We start from the raw sequence: 21419 nt of genomic DNA on the forward strand, positions 1-21419 counted from the left end.
GGGGTTTTGATCCCCGCCCTCAAGGATAAAAAGCCATAAAGAATAAAAAGGATGCGCTGATGTTTGCCATTGCCCTAATCCGTTACCGCCGCCCCTTTGAGGACGTGTTACCCGTGCTTGATGATCACCGCGCTTACCTAAGGCATTTAGCGCAACAGGGTTATTTGATTGCCTCAGGCCCCTTTTCGCCGCGTTCGGGCGGGGGGCTATTGTTGCATGTGCCGGATGAAAAGCTGCAGTTGCTGGATTATATCCGTGACCACGACCCGTTCACTAAAACCAATGTGGCCCAATATGAAATATTGATGTGGCAACCCAATATCGGTTTGGAGAAGTTGCAATCGCTATTGTCCACGGTCGTTTAACCCGACCCTAGGCTTATAAAATCATCCTCATGACATAGGATCGCCCCAATCCTGACCCTGCGGATAAAAACTCCCACAAAAGAAACCTCTAAAAACCATTGGCACCCCGGTCAAGCGGCTGCTATAAAGGTAGCAATGCCGGTTGGGCCGGTTATTCTGTTTTGGATCAGGAGGACGCGGTGATTACCCTGGTTGCCATGACTTCAGGTGAGTTTGATGCATTTTTAAAAATTTGTATCCCCCAATTCGCCGCCAATAAGGTGCGCAGCGGCAATTGGCCAGAACTAGGGGCATTCGAGCGTTCACGGCAGGAATTTGTCCAATTGCTGCCCCAGGGACTTGCCACCCCCCACCATCATTTTTTTGCCGTTATCCAAACATCCCCGCGTGAACGGCTGGGCTGGCTGTGGCTCATGGTTGAAAAGCCAGAGGCCTTTATCTACGAAATCATCATTGACGAACCCCACCGCCGCCAAGGATATGGTGAAAAAACCATGCAATTGGCGGAAAGGGAAGCCAAACGCCTGGGGGCCACTAAAATGGGCCTGCATGTGTTTGGTTTCAATCATACCGCCCGCGCCCTTTACGAAAAGCTGGGCTATGCAATCACCAATATCAATATGAGTAAAACGCTGGATCCGTAACGAATTTGAAGTTAAGGAAGTATAAGCCGGTTGCGTAAGAGGCGCTGTTTTGCTAACACCGGAATGCCAAGGATAAAAGGGTTCAGGTTTGGGCGAATGACCTGAGGCTGGCCAGATCCCCCTGCCCTGGCTGAGTTTTCTGCCGGTCGCTGCATCCCGCATGGCAAGCCTTACAAAATATCATTCCTTTCCCAACTTTTCCCTTCCGGGTCTTTTATTTTATCCCATGTAGTAATCGGATGGAAATGGATGGATAATCGGATGGTCGGCGATTGTATGCTCCCTTGAACCACACCATGACCGCAATACGCTCTGGTTGCTCATATATCACTCCCGTTATCTATTTTTAACAAAGTAACGAAATATAAGATTTCCGTTACGTTTTTTCTTGCAAGCATCATCCCTGTTACCTATTTACAATAAAGTAACACAAAAGTAACAATTCGTTACTTTAGGAGAAATGTGTGATAAAAAAAGAACGGATCGGTACTTATATAAAAGGATCGGCAATTGGGGGCAAATTTTATCAAGCTTACCTTCCCCCACCGCTCCCCCCTGCTCCTCCCTTAAATATGGAAATATTATATCCCTTTCTGGATCAGGCCAATATCGCCTTGGGCCGTTTGGATGGACTACGCCTATTGTTGCCGGATTCAGGGCTTTTCCTTTACATGTATATTCGGAAAGAAGCGCTTTTATCTTCCCAGATTGAGGGAACCCAATCGTCACTGGCTGATTTATTATTATTTGAAAATGAACAGGCGCCCGGCGTGCCATTGGATGACGTGACCGAGGTTTCCTGTTATGTGGCCGCCATGAAGTACGGGTTGGAGCGGATCAAGGAATTGCCGTTATCCTTAAGGCTTATTCGGGAAATACATGAAAAACTGATGAATAATGCCCGCGGCTGTCATAAAAGCCCAGGTGAATTCCGCACCACGCAAAACTGGATCGGCGGATCACGGCCGGGTAATGCCCGTTTTGTCCCACCCCCACCGGAACGGTTAATGGAGACATTAGATGCCTTTGAGAAATTCCTGCATGATGATACTGTTAAATTGCCAGCTTTGATCATTGCGGCATTGGCGCATGGGCAATTCGAAACCATCCATCCATTTCTGGACGGCAATGGCCGATTGGGGCGGTTATTGATCACCTTGATCTTATGCCAAAAAGGCTTGATGAAAGAACCTTTATTATATTTAAGTCTGTATTTAAAAACCAATCGCCAGCCCTATTATGATCATTTGCAAGCGGTGCGCGAAACCGGCAATTGGGAAGACTGGATCAAGTTTTTTTTGGTGGGCGTCAGTGAAGTTGCAAGCCAAGCCACTGAGGCCGCCCAATCCATTCTGCAGCTGTTTAAACAAGATCATGAAAAAATCAAACAGTCTGAAGCTTCAGGCGGCGGAATTTTTACAGTCCATCATTATTTACAACAAAATCCAGTGGTTGGCACCGGTTTAATCATGCGCAACTGCGCTCTTTCTCGCCCAACCGTGCTGCGCACGATGGCAACCTTGCAAAAATTGGAAATCGTTCGGGAAATCACCGGCAAATCCAGCCACAAGGTTTTTATATATCAAAAATACCTGGATACACTCAGCCAAGGCACTAAGCCATTATCCGCTTAGTTCTTACATAAAAGCCTATTGAAATTTTCAACGATTTGAGGAATTTTAAATGTTTTTTACCAGTGAAAAAATTGAGCAATTGAATTCAAAATATGCAAAAATAAATCATGCTTATCAAGAGATATTATTGAATTATTTATCTTTACATAGTCAATTAAAAGATAAGAAAGCCAAAGAATATATTCGATTAGGTTTCTTAAATAGACTGGGCGTTTTAAGGCGTTGTCTTTTAAATATATGGACTATATGTCCTCCTGAAAATACGAAAAAATTATCGGATGAAGCATTAGAAAATCTATCTATTAATTTACACAGCTTCATTTTTAATATTTATGGATGTTCCGATAATTTAGCTTGGATATGGGTAAAAGAAAAAGATCTTCCAATACCTAGAACTTTAGTTGGCTTGGGATCTAAATGTAAAAAAGTTAGAGACAGCTTTTCTCAAGATTTTCAAGATCACTTGATTGAAATTGACTCACATTTTGAACAATTAGAGAATTTTAGACACGCTTTAGCACACCGCATACCTCTTTTTGTATGTTCACAAATTCTTAATAAACAAGAAGCAATTAATTATCAGAATTTGCAAACCAAAATGATTGATGCAGCCCTTAATCAACCGTTGGAAGAATTCAAGAAATTTATCGACACGATGGAAGACATGGGTAAATTTGCTCCAATTATGACACATTCATTTGAAGAAAATTCCCCTCAGGTGCCATTCCATAAAGTCATAGTCAATTTTTGGGAAACTATTATAGATACTGCCAACAAATTCTTCAGAGAATTAAAGAATTTAAACAATAATCAAATTTTTAAAAAATTATGATTTTTTATCTGCCAATTTCCTAAGACTGTTGACAGATATCAAACACCCTAGAACCTAATCCCCCATTGCTCTCTTCACTTTTGGCATCAACAAAATTTTTCTTCCCGGGCAATACGCAATTCTGATATAATCTGACATAATCAAGCGATGTTTTTTTGATGTCCTTTGATAGAAAAAGGGCTACAGTCGTTTTGTTAACCATTGGATAACTCATGGCAAAAGAATTCATCCCTCGCTTAGGTATCTTGCCGCCCCCCCAACGGCAATTATGGCCTTTATTAAAAGACACACCCGGCTATTTCACTTTGTATGGGGGAACGGCCATTGCGCTCCGCCTGGGCCACCGGCAATCAGTTGACTTTGATTTTTTCAGCAATCAGCCTTTTGATCCGGGCGTTTTGCTGCGCACCATTCCTTATCTCAAGCAAGCCACCGTCCTGCAGCTTGAAGAAAACTCCCTCACCTGCCGGGTCAATTTTCAAGGGACGGTGCAGTTATCCTATTTTGGTGATTTAAGTTTGAAAAAAGTGGCCCAACCAGAAATTGCTGAAGGGCCGCAAATCAAAGTAGCTGCCTTAATCGATTTGGCCGCAACCAAAGCCGATGTTGTGCAAAAACGGGCGCAAATCAAAGATTACCAAGATATCGATGCCCTAATCAAGGCTGGCATCAGCCTAGGTCAAGCATTGCGGGCGGCCCAAATGATTTATGGCCCACAGTTTAACCCACAAATTACCTTAAAAGCCCTGAGTTATTATGGGGACGAACAGTTGAAAAACCTATCCCCCCTTATTCGCAAAAACCTGGAACAAGCAGTTCGCCAGGTTGATTTAGACCATCTGCCCCCGCTATCCTCCTTCGATGGGCCGAGCCAAAGATGAAAAAACTGCCCCTTAATCCAGATTTATTGGTGGTAGCGGAACGGGTGATCTGGTTTCAAAGCCCCGCAGAAGCCCTGGAAGATCCCATCCATTTTATGGCTTATCTGCTGACTTACGGCACCCATGAAGATGTAGGTATAGTCCGCCGTTATATCAGCGACGACGATATGCGCCAGGCGTTAGATCATGCCCCCCCTGGCATTTTTGACCCACGCTCCTGGGCTTACTGGCACCTGATGCTCGATTATCCAACCACCCCGCCTTTTCCTAAAAGGTTTCCATAAAACCCTTTTGTAGGGGGGTGTTCCCCCCCATTCCTACCCTTCCTTCCCTGCTTTGCCGTAAAGTTCCAAGCATCCTTGCAAGCGCTTGGCTGCCGTCTCGTTAACCGGCTGCTCCCCCTGCACCACCACATCAATCACAAAACTGAGGTCACCGGGTGGCAACAGATCGGCCAAGCGCCTAAAGCGCTTAATCAACCGCTCGGCATAAGGGGTGAGCTGACGGGGGTCAATGGGACTTACCCCCGCCCCCATCGGCTGCTGCCAATCGCGCGCCTGCACCAGGCCGCCCGCCGTGATCAGGCGGAAAGCCGAATTGATTTCCTGGGCGGCACGTTGCAATTCTATCCCCCATTCTGCCCAGGGGGCCGGGCGTAATTTCGCCAAGGTTTGCGGGGTGGCCTGGATTTTATCAAGGGACTTACGACCACGGCGGCGATTCCGGCGGCGGGCGGGGAAATTTTCCCCAAGCTTATTGCTTTCGGGCTTGTTTCGGTTAACCCTGTTTGCTTCAAGAATTCGGCTTTGGCCGTTTTTTAGCCGCACAACCCCCGGAACATCCGTTGCGGGATCAGGTGGATTGGCATAGCAGCGATCATCACCGGGGGATAAGGGGGTACCGCGCAAAAATTCATCCATCAACATTTCTCCTGTTGTTTATAGGTTTTGGTTATCTAAATTGCGGATTGGGCGGGGATCCGCTTGCTGGTGATGTTGCCCCACCAAGGAGCCCACCAACCGCGCCATTGGCTGGCCAACCGGTATGGCCGAACCCACGGCAGATAGCGGTTGGGCAAGCGGGTCTGGCCTAAATAACCGGTCAATATAAAGGCGGGTTTCCTCAATCTCCTGCGGGCTGATTTCCACCATCTGATCAAGATTAACCCATGCCAAATGCTGTTGGGCCAACATCCAAGCCTGCTTTTTAGCCGATTGTTCCAATGCCCGGATGAGTTGGGAATTGCGGGGATCATCCGCTGGCTGATGGCGCGTCCTCAGTTGCTGTAGCAGCGGGGCGTTCCGCTTTTGCCAATCGCATACCAATTGTTTGGAACCCGCTTGGGTGTTTTCAAAAAATTCCTTCATATTACGCCCGGGTTTACTATCTTCCGGCAGGTGAAGGGTTGCCTGGCGAATGTCGGCGGGCATGGGGTGACCGGCTTTATTCCAGCCCTGCATCAAATCCTCCCACCCCTGCGCCAAGCGGGCAGGATCAAGGCTGCCCAAGGCGCGCTGATATTCCGCCGCCCAGGCCTCAATCGAAGCAGCGCTTGGGAAGACCCGCGGCCACAAGGCCACCAACCGTGCCATCAATTGCGGCACGGTTAGGATATCTTTGGCCTTAGCCTCCTCCACTTTGGCAACCCCATCCGTTGTAACGACACCCGCATATGATGGCTTTAATAAATTATTGGTGATATGATCATGGGGTAATATAGCTTTTTCCCTCATGCTGCCCCCTTACCCGCCTGTTGCTTGGCGAGATAGGCCACCGGATCAAACCCGGTTTTGGGTGTGTGGGGGGCGGATTGATCCATGCGCCGGATCCAATTCAACCAGGTGGCGCGCCAATCAAGCTTAACCGCCCCCACCCCGGGCTTGGCCAGCCAGAAATCCCGGAATTTAGCGGCTTCCAAATCCAGGTTACCAGGGGAAAGCTTAAACTGGGTGCAGGTTTCTTCTGCCGCTAATCGCCATTCATCCGGCAAAACCCAGTGGGGGGGCAGGCGCGTCCCGCGCCGCTCGAACGTTTTCCCCTCTCCCTCTCTTTTTCTTTTCTTATCTTTTTCCCTATCCTCTCTTGAGAGAGGGAGAGGAGACACAGTATTGTGTTCATGGCTATCAACAGGGTTGTGACCAGGACTGTGCACAGAATTGTGCACAGAACGCATTGAGTTATCTTGCTCATTTGCATCATGAAAGTCATCAGCAGGTACGGCAGCGTTCCCCTGAAGGTCAATCCCACCCTCTGCTGGTATCTGTTCCGACCATTCATTTCCACCTGGCTCGCCTGGCCGTGGCTTGCGCCCCGTACGCACCCGCTGCATGCGGTGGCGATATTCAAGCCGACGCTCCCAAGCCGCCATCGCCTTATCCGTCAAATAGGGGTGATACCAACGGTTATCCGCGCATAAGACAAACCCGTCCATCGCACCTGGTCGGATACGCTGCCACTCACGGCTGTCGCATTGGGCGAGACGCATCAACACTTTATCATGGTTGGGCAAACTGCCAGAGGGGACTTGCCGCCAAGCTTCACACCATAAGGAAAGCATGGCATGGGCAATTTTCGGCTCCTCCGCCGCGGCAATCCACACATGGCTGCCTAGTAGCCGTGCGATATCCAGCGGCATGAAGCGAAAATCACTCAAATCACAATCGGCTGGCAGCGGCGGGGGTGGTAGAGAGGGCAGCGCTGTACCAATCCCGGCATCACCCGGCGTAGCGGCAGTTAAAGCGGGGTCAGCGTTGGGGGCAGCAGGGCTATCAGGCAATGAAACAGGATCGGGCGGCATGCAACAATTCCTTTCATGAATAGAGATAGGGGGTTTGGCGGTGGCTCCACCGCCGTGACGCAGCGGAGATGTGAAGGGATAGGGATTTAACGCTTGGGTTTTGGGGGATATGGGCGCGGAGGGGCAACATCAGCCAGGAATTCCTCTTCCTCGGGGCTGCTGGCCACCGCCCAGTTAGCACTGCTGGCCGTTAAAACAACCGTTTCCGGGCGCGGCATTCGCCAACCCCCTTCAGGCTCACGGGCGCGCTCATCATCTTGGTAGCGTTGCCCTGCCAAACATTTGACGGGGGTGGCCCCTGCCACCCGCCCCCAATTGCTGTGTTCGCCGCAAAGGCGCACTGGGCGCGCGGTATGACCACCTTCTTGATAGGGGGAAAGGTTGTGGAAAATGCCGTAGGCATGGCGGCAATTTTTGATGTAACCCGGGCTGTAACCGGTTTCTTTGGCAATCTCGACATCCTTCAGCCCTTGTTTGACAAACTCGGTTAAAACCAACGCCGTCAAGCGGCTGTTGATCGGGGCCATTTTTACCTTTTTTTGAGGCAAGCGTGTGACCTGACGGGCAGGTAAATGGCTTATGGGTAAAGGGTTAAGGGACAAGGGGTTGGCGGGTAAATGGTTGGTGGAAGTAGGAAAGCTTGAACTTCTGTCGGTTCTTTTGGGTTGCATTCGGTATCCTCCCGATCTTATAATAACAATCTTAAAATGACAAAGTAGGTAATAGCCTGGATCAAAATAGGAATAACCGTCACCCATTGGCGTGAAGGTGGGTACAACAAGTGGTTATCACTCGTAAACCCTGATATATCCCTATCTAGCGCCATTTTCTTATAGGTGATGTTGCTGTTTTTCCTGTATGTGATCCTTTTTTCCTGATCAATTGAAAGGGTTAGCCCCTTATTTGTTCCTCCTATGTTCTATTTAATAGGACTATTGTGGCCTCGTCAAGCGGCATGTTCCTATTTTTTTATTGCATCCCCCTGCTAATCGTTATATCATGAGGGAACGGTTTGATTTGCAGGAATGGCCAGGCGCCTTTTTCGACCTGCCCCCTCTTGACAGGTCCTGACCATTGCCCCCAATACCACCGATGATAAAAATGATAGAGGATATATATTTTAAGGATCCATTTTATGGGAATAGACCGCCTACCACCGCAGCTGCCGCCTTTTCCGATTGCCGACGTGCAAATCATCTATGCCACCCCGGAACTAATCCCCAGTTTTTATCAAACCCTGGTGGTGGTGGCTGGGGAAAAAATCTATTTGGATTTGGTTGAAACCCCTGCGTGGGAAAGGGTATTAAGCTTACAACAGGGGCTGATTAAGCAGAAAACTCCGGTTTATTATGCGGTAGCGGGCGGCCAAGTGATTGGCTGGTGCAGCATTTACCCGGAAACCCACCTGTGCCACGCGCACCGCAGCCGCTTGGTCACGGGGTTATTGCCGGGTTTTCGCGGTTTTGGATTAGGGTCTAGGCTTTTACAAGCGGCCTTATCCCAGGCGAAAATGGACGGGGTGGAGAAAGTGGAATTATATGTCTATACCGACAACTTACCTGCCATCCATCTATACCTTAAAATGGGCTTTGAACAAGAAGGACTGGTGCGGCGATACCGCAAATATCAGGGGGAATATAAAGATGCCTTATTGATGGGCAAATTGTTAGGCTAAAGCTACACACACAGACAATCATAGGACAACCCAGATGATCAAAGAACTTTCCCCACCCCCCAACCCCGCCCAGGAAATCCGCCTGCTGGTGGCAGAACTTACCAAAAGGCAGCGGTTGGATTTGGCCAGCCTATCGAAACGCTTGGGCAAAAATCATGCCTATTTGCAGCAATATATCAAGCGCGGCGTGCCCCATATTTTACCCGAGGAGGTGCGCCCGCCCTTGGCCCGCTTGCTGGGTTGCCGCGCCGACGATTTGCGCCCGCCTTTTGCCTTGGCAGATGGGGGGACAGATATCCCCTCGTCTTTCACCGGGAAGATGGGCACCTTACCTGCCCCTTCCTCCCCTTTCCCTAACCCGCCTGCCCCCGCAAACTTTACCCCCGTTGCAGCCGCTAATCCACGCGGCGGTAAGCGCGGCTTGCCGGTGTTCGGGGCGGCCAAGGGCGGGTGGGATGGCAGTTTGGTGGATTGGGAAAACCCGGCGGAATGGCTGCCCGTACCGCCCGAACTTCTGGGGGTCAATGAGGCTTTTGCCATGTTTGTGACGGGTGATTCGATGGAGCCGCGTTACAGCCACGGCGATATGGTCTATTGCCACCCCAGCCGCCCGGCCACCCGCGATTGTTACGTGGTGGTCGTAAAAAAATCAGGCGATACCCTGATCAAGCAATTCCTGCGGCAGCAAGACAATCACCTGGAACTGCGCCAATTCAATCCGGAATCAACCACCGAGTTACCCCTAACCGATATCACCCATGTCTACCGCATCGTCGGCCAATGGGAACGGGGGTAAGACGCAAGCTTTTTCTTCTTTCTTTTTCTAGGTTATGTCATTTTTAGAAACACCGGTACCCAAATCAACAGAAAATATCATAACGATTGGTTACGGTTTCCTCTCTATTTTTGATGAACAAGCAATAATATCGCTTGACAATATTATATCGGGATACGATAATATCATCATGATAAAAAGCTTTGCTGATAAGAAAACAGAAGAACTTTTTAATCGCTTCCACGTCAAAGGATTGCCCAGCGATGTTCAACGCCCTGCTTTACGGAAATTGATTCAGATTCATCAAGCACACACTCTGAAAGATCTGATGGTTCCGCCAGGCAATCACTTAGAAACATTAAAAGGTGATCGGCAAAATCAGCATAGTATACGCATCAATAACCAATGGCGAATTTGTTTTCATTGGAACGAAAGCGATGCTTTTGATGTGGAAATTGTTGATTACCATTAAGGATACATTATGAAAAAACATGCCCCTATATATCCAGGCGAAATTCTTTTGCATGATTTCTTAGAACCGCTTGGGATGAGCCAATACAGGCTTTCTAAAGAAACGGGCCTAAGTGCCATCAAGGTTAGTGAAATTGTCCGTGGCAAACGAGCGATTACGGCTGAAACCGCCATCAGGCTGGCCAAGTACTTTGGCACATCGGCAGAATGGTGGATGAATATGCAGGCTTTTTATGATTTGGAAGTGACCAGAGATTTGCTGGAAAAAAAGATTAATAAAGAAATTACCCCGCTTAAAAGGGAAGCGGCGTAAGGGCCCTGCCCTGCTGTTTTACGGAGTTGGGTATAGCATCCCTCCTGAATAGGGGAATAAAAGATTTTGCGGTGATCATGGAGTGGTGAAAAAATCAGGCGATACCCTGATCAAGCAATTCCTGCGGCAGCAAGACGGCCAGTTGGAACTGCGCCAATTCAATCCGGAATCAACCACGGAGTTACCTCTAACCGATATCAGCAGTATCTACCGCATCGTCGGCCAATGGGAACGGGGGTAGCTTTGGAACAGTGGGTTTTGCCTAAAAGCCAGTTTTACCTATAAAGTTGAGCGGTTTTACTGAAAAATATTGTTTTCTCCATAGCCTTGGGGTAATATGGGGAAAGGAAAGGTAATCACCATGAATGCCATTGCCGTTTATAAGTTGGAAGAAGCCGGGTTCAAGCGCAACCAAGTGGAAGCTTTGGTTGAGTTTTTGGATACCCAAGCGGTGACCAAACTGGATTTGGAGAAATCCACTCACCAGTTGCAGCAAGAAATTGCTGCGGTACATAGTGGGCTGAAGCAAGAAATTGCCGCGGTTCGCACCGAACTGAAGCAAGACATTGCGGAATTGCGTAGCGAACTCAAGCAAGAAATTGCGGCGGTTAGGCAGGAACTGGCCATATTAAGGGGTGAAATCAATGTGCACCGCTGGATTTTGGGCTTTAATACCGCCATGTTGATTGCCTTGTTATTGAAAGTGTTCCTGGCATAAGTAAGCGAAGAATCGGTGAGCCTATGGGAAACAAGCAGCTAACCACTCATAAAACACCCTATTTAGTCGGAACAAGCATGGCTGATTTTCATCAAATCGTGGCGGCTATTGGGCGCGAACTGCGTTTACAAACCTGGATATTAACCCTGCAAAGCGCGATGTTAATAGCGCTGCTGTTTAAGACGTTTTCGAACTAGCGAACACCCCTTCTACCCTATTTATCCTATCACTCCACATCAACTTAAAAACAGTCCGAAGCTACCCCTGGCCATTGCCCATCAGTCATGCCGTTTGCATCACAGTTCTTCCCTTCCTTGCAACTGATCAGCAGAGCTAATTGCCCATCATCAAACTCCTGGCAACAATGATCAGATAAAAAAAAATGAACCCCCAGACTAACTGGTAGTAGAAGCTAGCCTTCAACATCGGCAGAATGGTGGATGAATATGCAAGCTTTTTATGATTTGGAAGTGGCCAAAGATTTGCTGGAAAAAAAAGATCAACAAAGAGATTACCCCCCTTAAAAGGGAAGCGGCCTAATAGCCCTGCCCTGCTGTCTTACTGCCACTTTATAAGCCAAACCTGCTGAGAAGGAAGCAACGAAAGAAACTAAAGAAAGGGATAATCGGGATTATTTATCAGTTCCGTAAGCCCGGTAAACCTTAAAATTTGTTCATAAAATGGTCGAATGATTTTTTGTTTAATCCCATCATATTTTTGCTGAAATACTTCTTTTTCCGAATTCCAAAAGGTCAATTGAAATTGTTTGGGTAATATCATGTGTGTGAAATAAACTTTCCACCACCTCCGACGTGCGGTCTACCAAATTTATCATGTATTTGAAAACGGGCTCCTTGGCCAACCCCTTTGGTTCCCAAAGTTAATTTTATTATGCCTTTAATTTTTAGATATTTGACTAGAAATTTTAAATACTGCTCGCAATAGCGAATAAGTAACTCCTTCAAAGAATTTAAACTTGGAGGTTCCTGTCGGAAAAATGAGCCATCTATCCCCAAAATACTTCCATCATCATGAACAAGTGTCAACCTGGGAGAGTCACGATAATATTTGGGCTGATTTATAATTAACAAGGCATCCCCAATATCTTTGACATAATTCCTAAGCCCTGGGGGCTGCCCGAAAGGTTCAAGAATAGATTGGGTCGTTCCTTGTGTTCTTAGAATATTAAACAAATCAACAATTTCTAAAGATTTAGAAGATCTTTGCTGAAGTTGAGCGGCAAAAAAAATTGGGGCCCCCCCCCTGCGCCCCCCCTTTGCCCCCGGCCCCCCCCCCCCCCCCGGGTTGGGGGGGGGTTTTGGGCCCCCTTTATCCCCCCCCCCCGCGGGGGAAGGGGGGGGGGGGGGGGGGGGGGGGGCGGCGGCGGCGGCGGTGGGGGGGGGGGGGGGGCCCCCCCCCCGGTTTTGCCCCCCCGGGCGGGGGGCGGGGGCGGCGGCCCCGGGGGGGGCCCCCCCGCCGCGCTGGGGGGGGCCGGGCCCCCGGGGGGGGGGGGTGGGCGCCCGGGCCCCGGGGCCCGCCCCGCCCCCCCCGCGGGGCGGGGGCTCCCTTTGCGCCGGGGGGGGGGGGGGGGGCGGCGGGGGGGGCGGCCCCCCGGGCGCGGGGGGGGGGGGGGGTGGCTTTTCCCCCGGTCCGGGGGGGGGGCCCCCCCCCCCGCCCCCCCCCCCCCCCCCCCGTCTTTCCCCCGGCCGGGGCGGGGGTGGGGTTTTGTTTTTTTTGCGGGCCTTTTTTCCTGCCCGTTCCGGCCGCTGGGGGGGGGGGGGGGGTGTGGGGGGGGGCCCCCCCCCCCCTTGCGGGGCGTGCCCGGGGGGGGGGCGGGGGAAAAAGAGGGGGGAGGGGGAGGGAGGGTGTGGTGGGGGGGGGTGTTGTGGTTCTGGGGCGGGGTTTTGGGGTTGTTGTGGGGTGGGTGGGTTTGTGTTCTTGCTTGTCTGTTCTGCCGTGCTGCTCGGTCTCTGTTGCCCGCTGGCCGGGGGGGGGGGGGGGACGGGGGGGAGGGAAATCCCCCGAGGACCGGGGGGGGGGGGGGAGGGGGTGGGGGGTGGTTTCGGGGGGCCGCCGAGCGGGGCCCCCCCCCGCGGCCCCCCCCCGGGGGGGGGGGGGGGGGTGGGGGTGGGGCGGCCCCGCCGGGGTGGGGGGGTGGGCGGGGAGGGGGGGGACGGGGGGTGGGCGGCGGGGGGGGGGGGCCGGGGGGGGGGGGGGCCGGGGGGGGGGGGCCGGCCCCCGGGGGGGGGGGCGGGGAGGGGGAAGGGAAGAAGGGGGGGTGGGGGGGGGGGGGGGTGGTGGGGCCGGGGGGGCCGGGGGGGGGGGGGAGGGGGGTGGCGGCGGGGGCCCCCCCGGGTGGCCCCGGGGGGGGTTTTGGGGGGAGGGGGGGGGGGCAACCGCCGCCCCCCCTTTCCGGCCCCGCGGGGGGGGGGGGCGGGGGCCCCCGCCGCCCCCCCGGCGGCGGGGGCCGGCGCCGGCGGGGGGGGGGCCGCCCCCCGGGGGTGCCCCGGCCGCGCGGGGGGGGGGGGGGGGAGGGAGGGAGGGAAAAGGTCTCGGGGGCCCCCCCGGGCCGTGCCGGGGGGTGTTCCCCCCCCCCGCCCGCGCCCCCCCCCCCCCCCCCCCGCCGCGGGGGGGGGGGGGGGGGGGGGGGGGGGGCCGCGGGGGGGGGGGGGGGGGGGGGGGGGGGGGGGGGGGGGGGGGGTGGGGGGGGGGGGCCGCCCCCCCGGCCGCCGGGCGCGGGGGGGGGGGGGGGGGGGCCCCCGCCCGGGGCCCCCCCCCCGCCCCCGGCGCGGGGGCCGGGGGGGGGCCCCGGGCCCCCCCCCCCCCCCCCCGGGGGGGGCGGCGCCCCGCCCCCCCGCCGGCCGGCCCCCCCGCCCCCCCGCGGGGGGGGTGGGGGGGGGGGCCCCCCCCCGCCCTTCCCCCGGCGGGCGCCCGGGGGGCCCCGGGGGGTGGGCCCCCCGCGGCCGCGCCCTCCCCCCCCCCCCCCCCCCCCGGGCCCGCCCGCCCCCCCCCCCCGGGCCCGGCCCCCGCGGCCCCGCCCGCCCCCCCCCCGGGGCGCCGCCCCCCCCCCCCCCCCCCCCCCCCCCGGGGGCGCGCCCCCCCCCCCCCCCCCCGCGCGGCCCCGCCGCCGCCCCGGCCCCCCCGTGGGCCTGGGGGTGGTGGTGCTGGCCCCCCCCCCGCCCGGCGCGGGGTGGCGGCCGCCCCGCCCCGGGGGCCCCGGGCCCGGGGGGGTTTTGTGGCCGCCCCCCCCCCCCGCGCCCGGCGGGGGGGGGGGTCCGCGTGCCCCCGGGGGTGGGGGCGCGGCCCGGGGGGGGGGGCGGCCCGCCGGTGGCGGCGCCGGGCGGGCGGGGCGCCGCCGCGGGGGCCCCCCCCCGGGGGGGGCCCCGCGCGGGGCGGGGGGGGGCGCCCCCCCCGGGGCGGGGCGGGGGGGGGGGGGGGGGCGGGTCCCCGCGGGGGGGGGGGCGGGGGGGGGGGGGCCCCCGCCGCCCCGGGGGGGGCGGGGGGGGGGGGGGCGCCCCCCCCCCCGCGGGGGTGGCCTCCGCCGGGGCCGCGGGGGGCGGCGGGGGGGCGCCCCCCCCGGGGGCGCGGGGGGGGGGGGGGGGGGGGCCGGGGCGGGGACCGCCCGTGCGCCCCCCCCCGGCGCGGCGGGGGGGGCCCCCGCCGGCCGGGGGGGGCGGCCGGGCCCCGCCCGCCGCGGGGGGCCCCGCCGCCCCCCCCCCGGGGGCGGCCCCGGCGCGCGGGGGAAGGGGGGGGGGGCCGTGGCCGGGGCCGGGGGGGGGGGGCCGGCCCCCGGGGGGGGGGGGGGCGGGGCGGGGGGGGGGGGGGGGGGGGGGGGGGGGGGGGGGTTGGTTGGGGGGCCGCTTGTGGGGGGGGGTGCGCCCGCTGCGGGGGGGGGGCCCGTGGTGGGGGGGGTTGGTTTTTTGGGGGGGGTTTATTGACATCCCAAATTTTTGTATTATTGGACTGTCTAACCAGCAGATTATTGCTGCCACCCTTCAAATCTAACCCTTGGATGACGGTATGACCTTGCTGGTTAATCAATAAAACAGCCGTTGAGGTATCCGTTTGGGTAATGGTGGGCCTGGTTCCTAGCGTACTGAAATTATAGCGTTGGCCGTCCTTAGCCCCCCATACTTCCAACGCCGCGCCACCCCCAATCAGCGCGACATACCCTTGTTTTACTTCAATCGCCTGGCCATTCGGGGCGGTGATGCTACCCGAGAAAATCACCATCCCGCCATTACCAATATTCGCCACTTTACGGGCGGCATTGCCCTCATTGCTGCCATCCACAAATTCAACCCGGCTGACCGCTACCCCCCCTGGTCCTTCAACGGTAACCTGCTGTTGTCCATAAACCTCCCCTTGCCTTTCTTCATAGGTCATGCCAGGGGTAAGCCTGCGCGGGGCTTGATTCATCCGCCGCTGCAAATAAGTTGATGTGCTGGCGCTGCCGCCAAAATTTACTTGCAACCCCACGGTTAAGATTTTTTCCGTTCCCCGCCGGTCATGACGAATGCGGCCACCACCCGTAATCATCCAGCCCCCACCAAGACCTGCGGTAATTTCTACCCCGCCCTGCCAACCTTTAATCCCATCTTCAAACATATAAACCCCGCCTTGCGGGACAACATCCACCCCATTCCCTAGAAAAGGCAAGCGGTAACTGAGGTTAATATCCCCACCCCTTAAGGCCACGCGCTTGTTATCTTTCTGTCCCTTGATCATCAAGCTGCATTCCCTGGTATCGGTGCTGGTGGGGTTGCTGCAGTTGGTCGATCCTGGTTGGTCTTCAAACCCCACTTGCGGGGCATGGCCCGTCCCGGGTTGCGTTTGTTCTTTCTTCACCGGAATATATAAATTAAGGCCCAAACCCAGGCCATTGCCTAACACCACCTCACCGCCCACCGTCATCCCCCACAATCTTTCTTTATCGCTAAAACCTTGTAAATCGCCGCTTACATACCCCCCCACCATCCACCCACCCAACATAGCGCGGTAGCCAAACCCTAAACTCGCCACATTCTCACCCTGGAAGCGCCCACCCTGTAAGGTTGTATAAAACATGCCCAGCGGGTCTTGGCTCAGCGGCAACACTATATTGCTAAGGGCACCCATTTTGCCAGCACCGTCCACCACCCCTTGCACCCCCATTCCTCCCCATTGGGCCTGGGCCTTGCTTATTATTGCCCCGCCCATCATCCCATCCCCAAGGTGACTGCAGCCACCGAACCGCATAATTTTTGTTTGAAAGAATATTTTGTCCGCAGCAATTGTTGGCGTGACGCATCAAAAACGATCATAGGGGTGTCCTTTCCATCCTCTGTTGATTATAATTAGGAAAGCCTTATATAAATTGCCGATGAACGATCCCGCTTTCCTAAATTCTCCCCCCATATAGGCAAAGAAAAATCCAACATTCTATAAAGCCAGTTACCAAAAATATTAATGCGGGGTATAAAATGGAACGGGGATTTGCCAATGTTTGACAGGCAGTATTTGACAGGCAGTGTTGCACAGCCAGTGTTTGATATATTGAGAATAGCCGATATTTTTACCCCTCTCCTTTAGGATCGCTGGATCAAAAAATAGGAATATGCCTATTGACAGATAGGTTTTATTTGCTATTATGAACATATAAAGAACAATATCTCCTGGATTTTGTTCTTATGCGCGCCACTTGCATGGGCGGATGCGGTTTGGTTCCATACCCCTCTCCCAAGAGGGGGCCTCAATAGGCAATGGTATCCAGCAGCTATTCCATCCTGCAAGCGGCGGTTTTCAGTTGTCATACCGTGATTGGCCTATCCCTGGCCATTTTCATCGCTACCCCTGCCGCATCTATGGTTCATTTTTTCCCGTAGACTACCCCGGTGTTTCTTATTTTTATAAAGGAATTTGGAAAGGATCCCCCTATGCCTGATCTATTGGTGGCTTGCGATGAATTGCCCTCACCCCATTCCTATCAACATTATTTGGCGGAGTGCGGCTATCTGCTTGGCTGGCGGGGCCGCTTGGCACAATTGCATGATGAATTGTTGGGTCTTACCCACACAAAAAGGCCGGATACCCCCAACCACCTGCGCCTGGAGCGGCAGGAACGGTTGGGTGGTTGCCTGGAGTTACTGGGGCAATTGGATGATTGCCTGCTCAGCAACGCCCTACAACCGCTGGAGCGGCAGATCGAACATTTTGAAGAATCGGCCTTACAGCAGGAGCAGGATTATTTGCGGCAAACCATTGGCCAACAATGGGTTTAGGCGGATGAATATACCGCCATTATTTTTAACAACCAGCGGAGGTAAGGATGGGTGAGTTAAAAGAACGTACAAAATACCGAGGAGAGGATGATCCGGCAACTAAAGGCTGGGGGGAGGATAAGGATTCACCCTTTAACCCGAATGGCATCAGCCTTAGCCTCAATAGCGGGTGGGGGCAGGCGGCGGGGTGGGGTAATACCGGCTTTGATGGCGGGATGGATGAGGGGGCATGGATGATTTCACGCTGCATTCCCCCTTGCCCGCCTTAACCCCAAGCCTGCCGCAACCTTGATCAACGCCCATGCCTGGATGTTAGATCATATGATGCAGGGCAAGAAACTGACGGGTACCAAATATCTACCCGGCCAGGTGCTGGAGGATGCGGATTTGTTAACCCACAGCTTGGCCTTGCAGAAACAAGCTGATGAGGCCGCAGGGGTTAACCAATCAGCCGCCAGCCATGTACCCCAATTGTTGCAAAAACATCAAACCCTTGCCTCCTCGGCCACCCTGCCCCAACAGCAAGCCTGGCATCTGCATAAGGGATTGCAATTACTGCAAGACGCTAGGGATGAGGGGATTATCCCCGGGGAGGATGCCGAACGCTTGGGCGATAGCTTTAAACGTTCCTTAGCCCAAGACCAGGCTAACCTGTTATTGAACAACGCCCCCCATAGCATCGCCCAAGCTTTGCATACCAATCCCTTGCTGGTGGGCTTAAACCCCCAAGACCGCCAACGGCTTGAGCAACGGGCCGAACGTCGCTTGCATTCCCTGCCGCTCGATCACCAACGCCAACAGCAACAAGCCTTGTTGCATCAGACCGGCAACCGCCTCAAGAACTGGTTCAGCCGCTCCTATGATTATCTGGGCAAGGCCAGTCAATTACCCCCCTCTGAGCTGGCTGATCTGGAACTAACCCAAGCCTTACCCCAACACACCCTCAATCTATTGTCACAATTAAGCGCCCATGCCGTCACCCAAAGCGCCAAACACCAAGCTTATTTGAACCGTATCCAGCAGGGGTTTAAGGATCAACCCCTTGATCCTCATAACCAAGATGATCTGCAAGCCGCGGATTACCATTTCCTTCTTAATCATGGCAAAGACAGCGATCAACAATTAGCAGGCGCCTTACCTGATCTCTTCCGCTTAACCAAGATTATCCCCAAATCCGCCAAGCCTGCCCTCAACCGCCTGATCCATAGTCGGGATGGCTTGAAGTTCAGCCAACGCCTGGCGGAGGTTTGGCAAACCAACCCATCCCTGGCCGCCCAATTGCCGGAGGAGGTGTTGGCCCATAATTTTGCAGCCTCCACCCTCTTGCCCGATTGGCAATTAGGCGGGGCCGCCGATCCCCACAACCGCCTCTATTACCTCCTCACTTCCCCAACCTTGCCGCCGGTGCCCACCAGCCAAGACCCCACCATCTTGGGGCAGCAAACCGCCCAGCGGATCATTGCCCTGCGGCAATTGCAAGATGACCTTAAAACCTTGGAATACCAAGCCGCCCATCATCCCGATCAGGCGGTGCGGGCCAGGCTGCAGGAATTTATCCAGGCCAGGCGCGATACCTTAGCCCAACTCTCGGCTGACCCCCAGAACAACGTTCCCCAAAACCTCCGCATCATTTCTTTGACCCAGGAACAAATGCAGCGACGCTTAGGCTTTGAACCACCCCGGGAATCCGTGTTTAAGTCCCCAACCCTGGCCTATGCCAGCCGTCATTCCCAAACCCCTGATATCGACATGGCGTTCGGCATCGTCGAATCCATGAAGGCAGGCAAGCTGCCACCCGACTTCTTGCAGAAACTATCCCCGCATTTCCCCCTAGCGTTTGATGAATATGGGCAATTACAGGATCCGGGTGTTAATGGCTTGATTGACCATATCTTAAGCCTTTCACTCGAGCAATTAGCACAAGGCCAAGCCATCACCCGGATGGATGAAGTCTTGAAACTGCCGATCAAAGGCTATGAAGGCAAAGAGATGGATGGGAAGTCCTTGACTTACTTAGCTACCGTGTATGGCGTGCAGGACTTAAATAAACCCGAAATCAGCTCAGACCCCAATGCCGGGGCTTTCGGCAGCATCCGCTCGAATGACCTGCTTTATGATGCCATCTTGCAAACCATTAAAGCCTATCATTCCGGCCAGCTTTCCCGTCAGCAATTCGAAGAGGCGTTGCACAGCCTGCGCACTTTCCGCCCGGATGAAAAACTGGATAATTTGGGCCGCCTGTTCTTACCCGAAGAAGTTACCCCCAACCAGCAATTGGGGCGTGATTTGGCCAATCTGGGGGTTGATATGGCCATGGTAATCCCCGCCATCAGAGCCGTAGGTGGTGCTTTGAAATATGGCAGTATAGGGGTGAAAAAAGCGGTAGAGTTCCTATTCCCCCAACTGGCGGCCAGGGTGGCTGGGTCGAAGATTGCGGCGACTGCCGCCGCCGCCACTGCTGAAGCGATGCAGGGATTGGTTACCGTCACCCAAGCGGTGGATAGGGTTGCAGACACCGCAAGCCTTGTCTCCATCTTCGCCAAACATCCGGCCATTGCCCCTTATGTGCAAAACCTGCTATTCGCCTCCTCAGATGAGCAAGCGAAACGCTATCTTGATGATTTAACCCAAATGGGCTTTCGCGAGCTGGGCTTGATCCTGGCGGGTATCTATAAACCCCGCCGGACACGCGCCATGAATGCGGCCAGCGGTAATGGGGCAAAAACCAACCCAAATATCCACCCAAGCCAGGGCAATACAAATATCCCAACTATCCCCACCAACCCAAGTAATGGCTTGCCCAATACGGCAACCACCCCAGGCCACCCCTCAACCCCAGGCAATCCCGCCACTGCCCTGAATCCTGGCGCTGTCACGCCCGGTAACAACATTGGCAATCAACCCCTTAACCCCGGCAATCAACTAGCCAACCCGAATAACTCCTTAACCCCTGGCCAAGCCAATCTTGCCAACCCCCAAAGTACGGTAACCCCTGGCCAACAGGCCACTACACCCAACTCCTCACAAAACCCTTTACAGAACGTTAAAAGAACAGTATATACTGCTGCTAACCCGCCTTCTATCCATGATACCACTCCGCCACCACCTAGACCAAGCTATAGTTCACAGGCAGAAATCAATCGGCAGCGTAAATTATCTGATTGGGAGGACAGGTTGGGAGACAATGATTGGCAATTGATTGACCAGGATGCTCTAGGGGGCCATGGATATAGGGATCATGTGGATAAAACCTGGAAAGAAGTTGCAGACCGCAGTATTAACCCGAAACCAGGGGCATGGGTTCCTGATATCTCTTCCCTGTTCCAGGACGGGGTGGTTAATCGGTTGGTGCGGGAAAATATGGCTTATAACAGGACAGATATCAAGGCTTGGCTTGCTAAAGCGGATATAGGAGACAAGGAAACCTTTTATTATCAACCGAGCACAGGCGAGATAACGGGTTTTGGGGTTTTCAGAGGCAAAACATATTTTGAACCACTACCCGGTATTACCATCCGCTTTATCAAAACCCAACAGGGTTATCATTTAGACAGTTATTTCCCCGATGTCCCACCCAAACCTTGAACAATGGAGTGAATGATGCAAAAAGGCAAACAACAAATGAATGAAGAATATAAATGGGGTATGCAATATTTAATGTATATCCATGGGTTCATGGAATCGGCAACCCAAGAATATGCCAATTATACGACTTACGACCATCTGGCTGCAGAATATGCCGAACCTAAATCAACCTATGAAGGAGGCATTAAGTATTATTTTCAGACGATCACAGACCTACAAATCATTGCGGAAAAAGAAATGGATTCTTGGGAAACCATTAAGCGACAATCTAACACTTGGATGCCGGATGCGGCGGCCACCAAGAAATGGATTGAGAATGATGTCATTCCTTCTTTGGTTAGAGAAGCCGAAAGGCGGGGTTGGAAAAAACCTTAATTGATTACATATTTTCCTTGATCCATAAAAAGGGCAGCCAAGCTGCCCTTTTTGTCCGCTGTGATCACCAGGAAATCCTGCCACTGCCCTGAAT

At 54.3% G+C, this 21419-nt stretch carries 22 protein-coding genes and 2 pseudogenes; 17 read left to right on the forward strand and 7 right to left on the reverse strand.

What is annotated here, in order from left to right:
* Positions 1 to 59: 59 nt before the first annotated feature.
* The 6 genes from IPP67_03505 (at position 60) to IPP67_03530 (ending at position 4640) form a co-directional block, all read left to right on the forward strand.
* On the forward strand, positions 60 to 365 hold the full coding sequence (locus IPP67_03505; GenBank protein ID MBL0338253.1) for a hypothetical protein: 306 nt from the start codon (positions 60 to 62) through the stop codon (positions 363 to 365).
* Positions 366 to 463: 98 nt separating this feature from the next.
* Positions 464 to 1009, forward strand: coding sequence for a GNAT family N-acetyltransferase (locus tag IPP67_03510; GenBank protein MBL0338254.1), 546 nt, complete (start codon positions 464 to 466; stop codon positions 1007 to 1009).
* A gap of 464 nt (positions 1010 to 1473) precedes the next feature.
* Positions 1474 to 2643 carry a Fic family protein gene (locus IPP67_03515; protein ID MBL0338255.1) on the forward strand — a complete coding sequence of 390 codons (1170 nt, stop codon included), beginning with the start codon at positions 1474 to 1476 and terminating at the stop codon, positions 2641 to 2643.
* Positions 2644 to 2692: 49 nt separating this feature from the next.
* Positions 2693 to 3475: a hypothetical protein gene (locus IPP67_03520; protein ID MBL0338256.1), complete on the forward strand. Its 783-nt coding sequence runs from the start codon at positions 2693 to 2695 to the stop codon at positions 3473 to 3475.
* 212 nt (positions 3476 to 3687) lie between these two features.
* Positions 3688 to 4356 (forward strand): nucleotidyl transferase AbiEii/AbiGii toxin family protein, encoded by a 669-nt coding sequence (locus IPP67_03525; GenBank protein MBL0338257.1) that lies wholly within the window; start codon positions 3688 to 3690, stop codon positions 4354 to 4356.
* Positions 4353 to 4640, forward strand: coding sequence for a hypothetical protein (locus IPP67_03530; protein ID MBL0338258.1), 288 nt, complete (start codon positions 4353 to 4355; stop codon positions 4638 to 4640). The genes IPP67_03525 and IPP67_03530 overlap by 4 nt, the downstream gene beginning before the upstream one ends.
* 33 nt (positions 4641 to 4673) lie before the next feature.
* Here IPP67_03530 and IPP67_03535 read toward each other — a convergent pair whose 3' ends face one another.
* From IPP67_03535 to IPP67_03550, 4 genes are all read right to left on the reverse strand, one after another.
* Entirely contained in the window at positions 4674 to 5276 is a 603-nt protein-coding gene (locus IPP67_03535) for a hypothetical protein (GenBank protein ID MBL0338259.1), read from the reverse strand.
* Positions 5277 to 5294: 18 nt separating this feature from the next.
* A complete protein-coding gene (locus tag IPP67_03540) occupies positions 5295 to 6089 on the reverse strand; it encodes a hypothetical protein (protein MBL0338260.1) in 795 nt (264 codons plus the stop codon).
* Entirely contained in the window at positions 6086 to 7153 is a 1068-nt protein-coding gene (locus tag IPP67_03545) for a DUF1376 domain-containing protein (GenBank protein MBL0338261.1), read from the reverse strand. The genes IPP67_03540 and IPP67_03545 overlap by 4 nt, the downstream gene beginning before the upstream one ends.
* An 86-nt stretch (positions 7154 to 7239) precedes the next feature.
* Positions 7240 to 7824, reverse strand: a complete 585-nt coding sequence (locus IPP67_03550) for a hypothetical protein (protein ID MBL0338262.1) — start codon at positions 7822 to 7824, stop codon at positions 7240 to 7242.
* Positions 7825 to 8288: 464 nt separating this feature from the next.
* Here IPP67_03550 and IPP67_03555 point away from each other — a divergent pair, with 464 nt between their 5' ends.
* The 6 genes from IPP67_03555 (at position 8289) to IPP67_03580 (ending at position 11105) form a co-directional block, all read left to right on the forward strand.
* Positions 8289 to 8828, forward strand: a complete 540-nt coding sequence (locus tag IPP67_03555; GenBank protein ID MBL0338263.1) for a GNAT family N-acetyltransferase — start codon at positions 8289 to 8291, stop codon at positions 8826 to 8828.
* Positions 8829 to 8862: 34 nt separating this feature from the next.
* Positions 8863 to 9624 carry a helix-turn-helix transcriptional regulator gene (locus IPP67_03560; GenBank protein ID MBL0338264.1) on the forward strand — a complete coding sequence of 254 codons (762 nt, stop codon included), beginning with the start codon at positions 8863 to 8865 and terminating at the stop codon, positions 9622 to 9624.
* 169 nt (positions 9625 to 9793) lie between these two features.
* Complete coding sequence (locus tag IPP67_03565) at positions 9794 to 10075, forward strand: type II toxin-antitoxin system RelE/ParE family toxin (protein MBL0338265.1); 282 nt, start codon at positions 9794 to 9796, stop codon at positions 10073 to 10075.
* A gap of 9 nt (positions 10076 to 10084) precedes the next feature.
* Complete coding sequence (locus IPP67_03570) at positions 10085 to 10387, forward strand: HigA family addiction module antidote protein (GenBank protein ID MBL0338266.1); 303 nt, start codon at positions 10085 to 10087, stop codon at positions 10385 to 10387.
* An 82-nt stretch (positions 10388 to 10469) separates the two neighbouring features.
* The gene (locus tag IPP67_03575) at positions 10470 to 10628 is read left to right on the forward strand and encodes a hypothetical protein (protein MBL0338267.1); all 159 of its coding nucleotides are present in this window, start codon (positions 10470 to 10472) and stop codon (positions 10626 to 10628) included.
* A 120-nt stretch (positions 10629 to 10748) separates the two neighbouring features.
* Positions 10749 to 11105: a hypothetical protein gene (locus tag IPP67_03580; protein MBL0338268.1), complete on the forward strand. Its 357-nt coding sequence runs from the start codon at positions 10749 to 10751 to the stop codon at positions 11103 to 11105.
* Between the two features lie 776 nt (positions 11106 to 11881).
* Here the strand turns inward: IPP67_03580 and IPP67_03585 are convergent.
* Both IPP67_03585 and IPP67_03590 read right to left on the reverse strand, forming a co-directional pair.
* On the reverse strand, positions 11882 to 12298 hold the full coding sequence (locus IPP67_03585) for a hypothetical protein (protein ID MBL0338269.1): 417 nt from the start codon (positions 12296 to 12298) through the stop codon (positions 11882 to 11884).
* Positions 12299 to 13358: 1060 nt separating this feature from the next.
* Positions 13359 to 13445: pseudogene (locus tag IPP67_03590) on the reverse strand (DUF2497 domain-containing protein).
* 1770 nt (positions 13446 to 15215) lie between these two features.
* Between IPP67_03590 and IPP67_03595 the strand changes: the two are divergent.
* A complete protein-coding gene (locus IPP67_03595) occupies positions 15216 to 15545 on the forward strand; it encodes a hypothetical protein (GenBank protein ID MBL0338270.1) in 330 nt (109 codons plus the stop codon).
* Between the two features lie 207 nt (positions 15546 to 15752).
* Here IPP67_03595 and IPP67_03600 read toward each other — a convergent pair.
* A pseudogene (locus tag IPP67_03600) lies at positions 15753 to 16343 on the reverse strand (inverse autotransporter beta domain-containing protein).
* 677 nt (positions 16344 to 17020) lie between these two features.
* Here IPP67_03600 and IPP67_03605 point away from each other — a divergent pair.
* The 4 genes from IPP67_03605 to IPP67_03620 are packed head-to-tail and all read left to right on the forward strand — an operon-like array spanning position 17021 to position 21325.
* Positions 17021 to 17365: a hypothetical protein gene (locus tag IPP67_03605; GenBank protein ID MBL0338271.1), complete on the forward strand. Its 345-nt coding sequence runs from the start codon at positions 17021 to 17023 to the stop codon at positions 17363 to 17365.
* A 47-nt stretch (positions 17366 to 17412) separates the two neighbouring features.
* Positions 17413 to 17634, forward strand: a complete 222-nt coding sequence (locus tag IPP67_03610; GenBank protein MBL0338272.1) for a hypothetical protein — start codon at positions 17413 to 17415, stop codon at positions 17632 to 17634.
* 19 nt (positions 17635 to 17653) lie between these two features.
* The gene (locus IPP67_03615) at positions 17654 to 20950 is read left to right on the forward strand and encodes a hypothetical protein (protein MBL0338273.1); all 3297 of its coding nucleotides are present in this window, start codon (positions 17654 to 17656) and stop codon (positions 20948 to 20950) included.
* Between the two features lie 12 nt (positions 20951 to 20962).
* The gene (locus IPP67_03620) at positions 20963 to 21325 is read left to right on the forward strand and encodes a hypothetical protein (GenBank protein MBL0338274.1); all 363 of its coding nucleotides are present in this window, start codon (positions 20963 to 20965) and stop codon (positions 21323 to 21325) included.
* Positions 21326 to 21419: the final 94 nt, after the last annotated feature.

The sequence above is a fragment of the Rhodospirillaceae bacterium genome (genome assembly GCA_016722635.1).
In the GTDB taxonomy this organism is placed as follows: domain Bacteria; phylum Pseudomonadota; class Alphaproteobacteria; order JAEUKQ01; family JAEUKQ01; genus JAEUKQ01.

Bases quoted from the DNA above. Each gene is read 5' to 3' on its own strand.
- IPP67_03505 (MBL0338253.1), top strand. From the start codon at position 60: ATGTTTGCCATTGCCCTAATCCGTTACCGCCGCCCCTTTGAGGACGTG.
- IPP67_03520 (MBL0338256.1), top strand. From the start codon at position 2,693: ATGTTTTTTACCAGTGAAAAAATTGAGCAATTGAATTCAAAATATGCA.
- IPP67_03525 (MBL0338257.1), top strand. From the start codon at position 3,688: ATGGCAAAAGAATTCATCCCTCGCTTAGGTATCTTGCCGCCCCCCCAA.
- IPP67_03530 (MBL0338258.1), top strand. From the start codon at position 4,353: ATGAAAAAACTGCCCCTTAATCCAGATTTATTGGTGGTAGCGGAACGG.
- IPP67_03535 (MBL0338259.1), bottom strand. From the start codon at position 5,276: ATGGATGAATTTTTGCGCGGTACCCCCTTATCCCCCGGTGATGATCGC.
- IPP67_03540 (MBL0338260.1), bottom strand. From the start codon at position 6,089: ATGAGGGAAAAAGCTATATTACCCCATGATCATATCACCAATAATTTA.
- IPP67_03545 (MBL0338261.1), bottom strand. From the start codon at position 7,153: ATGCCGCCCGATCCTGTTTCATTGCCTGATAGCCCTGCTGCCCCCAAC.
- IPP67_03550 (MBL0338262.1), bottom strand. From the start codon at position 7,824: ATGCAACCCAAAAGAACCGACAGAAGTTCAAGCTTTCCTACTTCCACC.
- IPP67_03555 (MBL0338263.1), top strand. From the start codon at position 8,289: ATGGGAATAGACCGCCTACCACCGCAGCTGCCGCCTTTTCCGATTGCC.
- IPP67_03560 (MBL0338264.1), top strand. From the start codon at position 8,863: ATGATCAAAGAACTTTCCCCACCCCCCAACCCCGCCCAGGAAATCCGC.
- IPP67_03565 (MBL0338265.1), top strand. From the start codon at position 9,794: ATGATAAAAAGCTTTGCTGATAAGAAAACAGAAGAACTTTTTAATCGC.
- IPP67_03570 (MBL0338266.1), top strand. From the start codon at position 10,085: ATGAAAAAACATGCCCCTATATATCCAGGCGAAATTCTTTTGCATGAT.
- IPP67_03580 (MBL0338268.1), top strand. From the start codon at position 10,749: ATGAATGCCATTGCCGTTTATAAGTTGGAAGAAGCCGGGTTCAAGCGC.
- IPP67_03605 (MBL0338271.1), top strand. From the start codon at position 17,021: ATGCCTGATCTATTGGTGGCTTGCGATGAATTGCCCTCACCCCATTCC.
- IPP67_03610 (MBL0338272.1), top strand. From the start codon at position 17,413: ATGGGTGAGTTAAAAGAACGTACAAAATACCGAGGAGAGGATGATCCG.
- IPP67_03620 (MBL0338274.1), top strand. From the start codon at position 20,963: ATGATGCAAAAAGGCAAACAACAAATGAATGAAGAATATAAATGGGGT.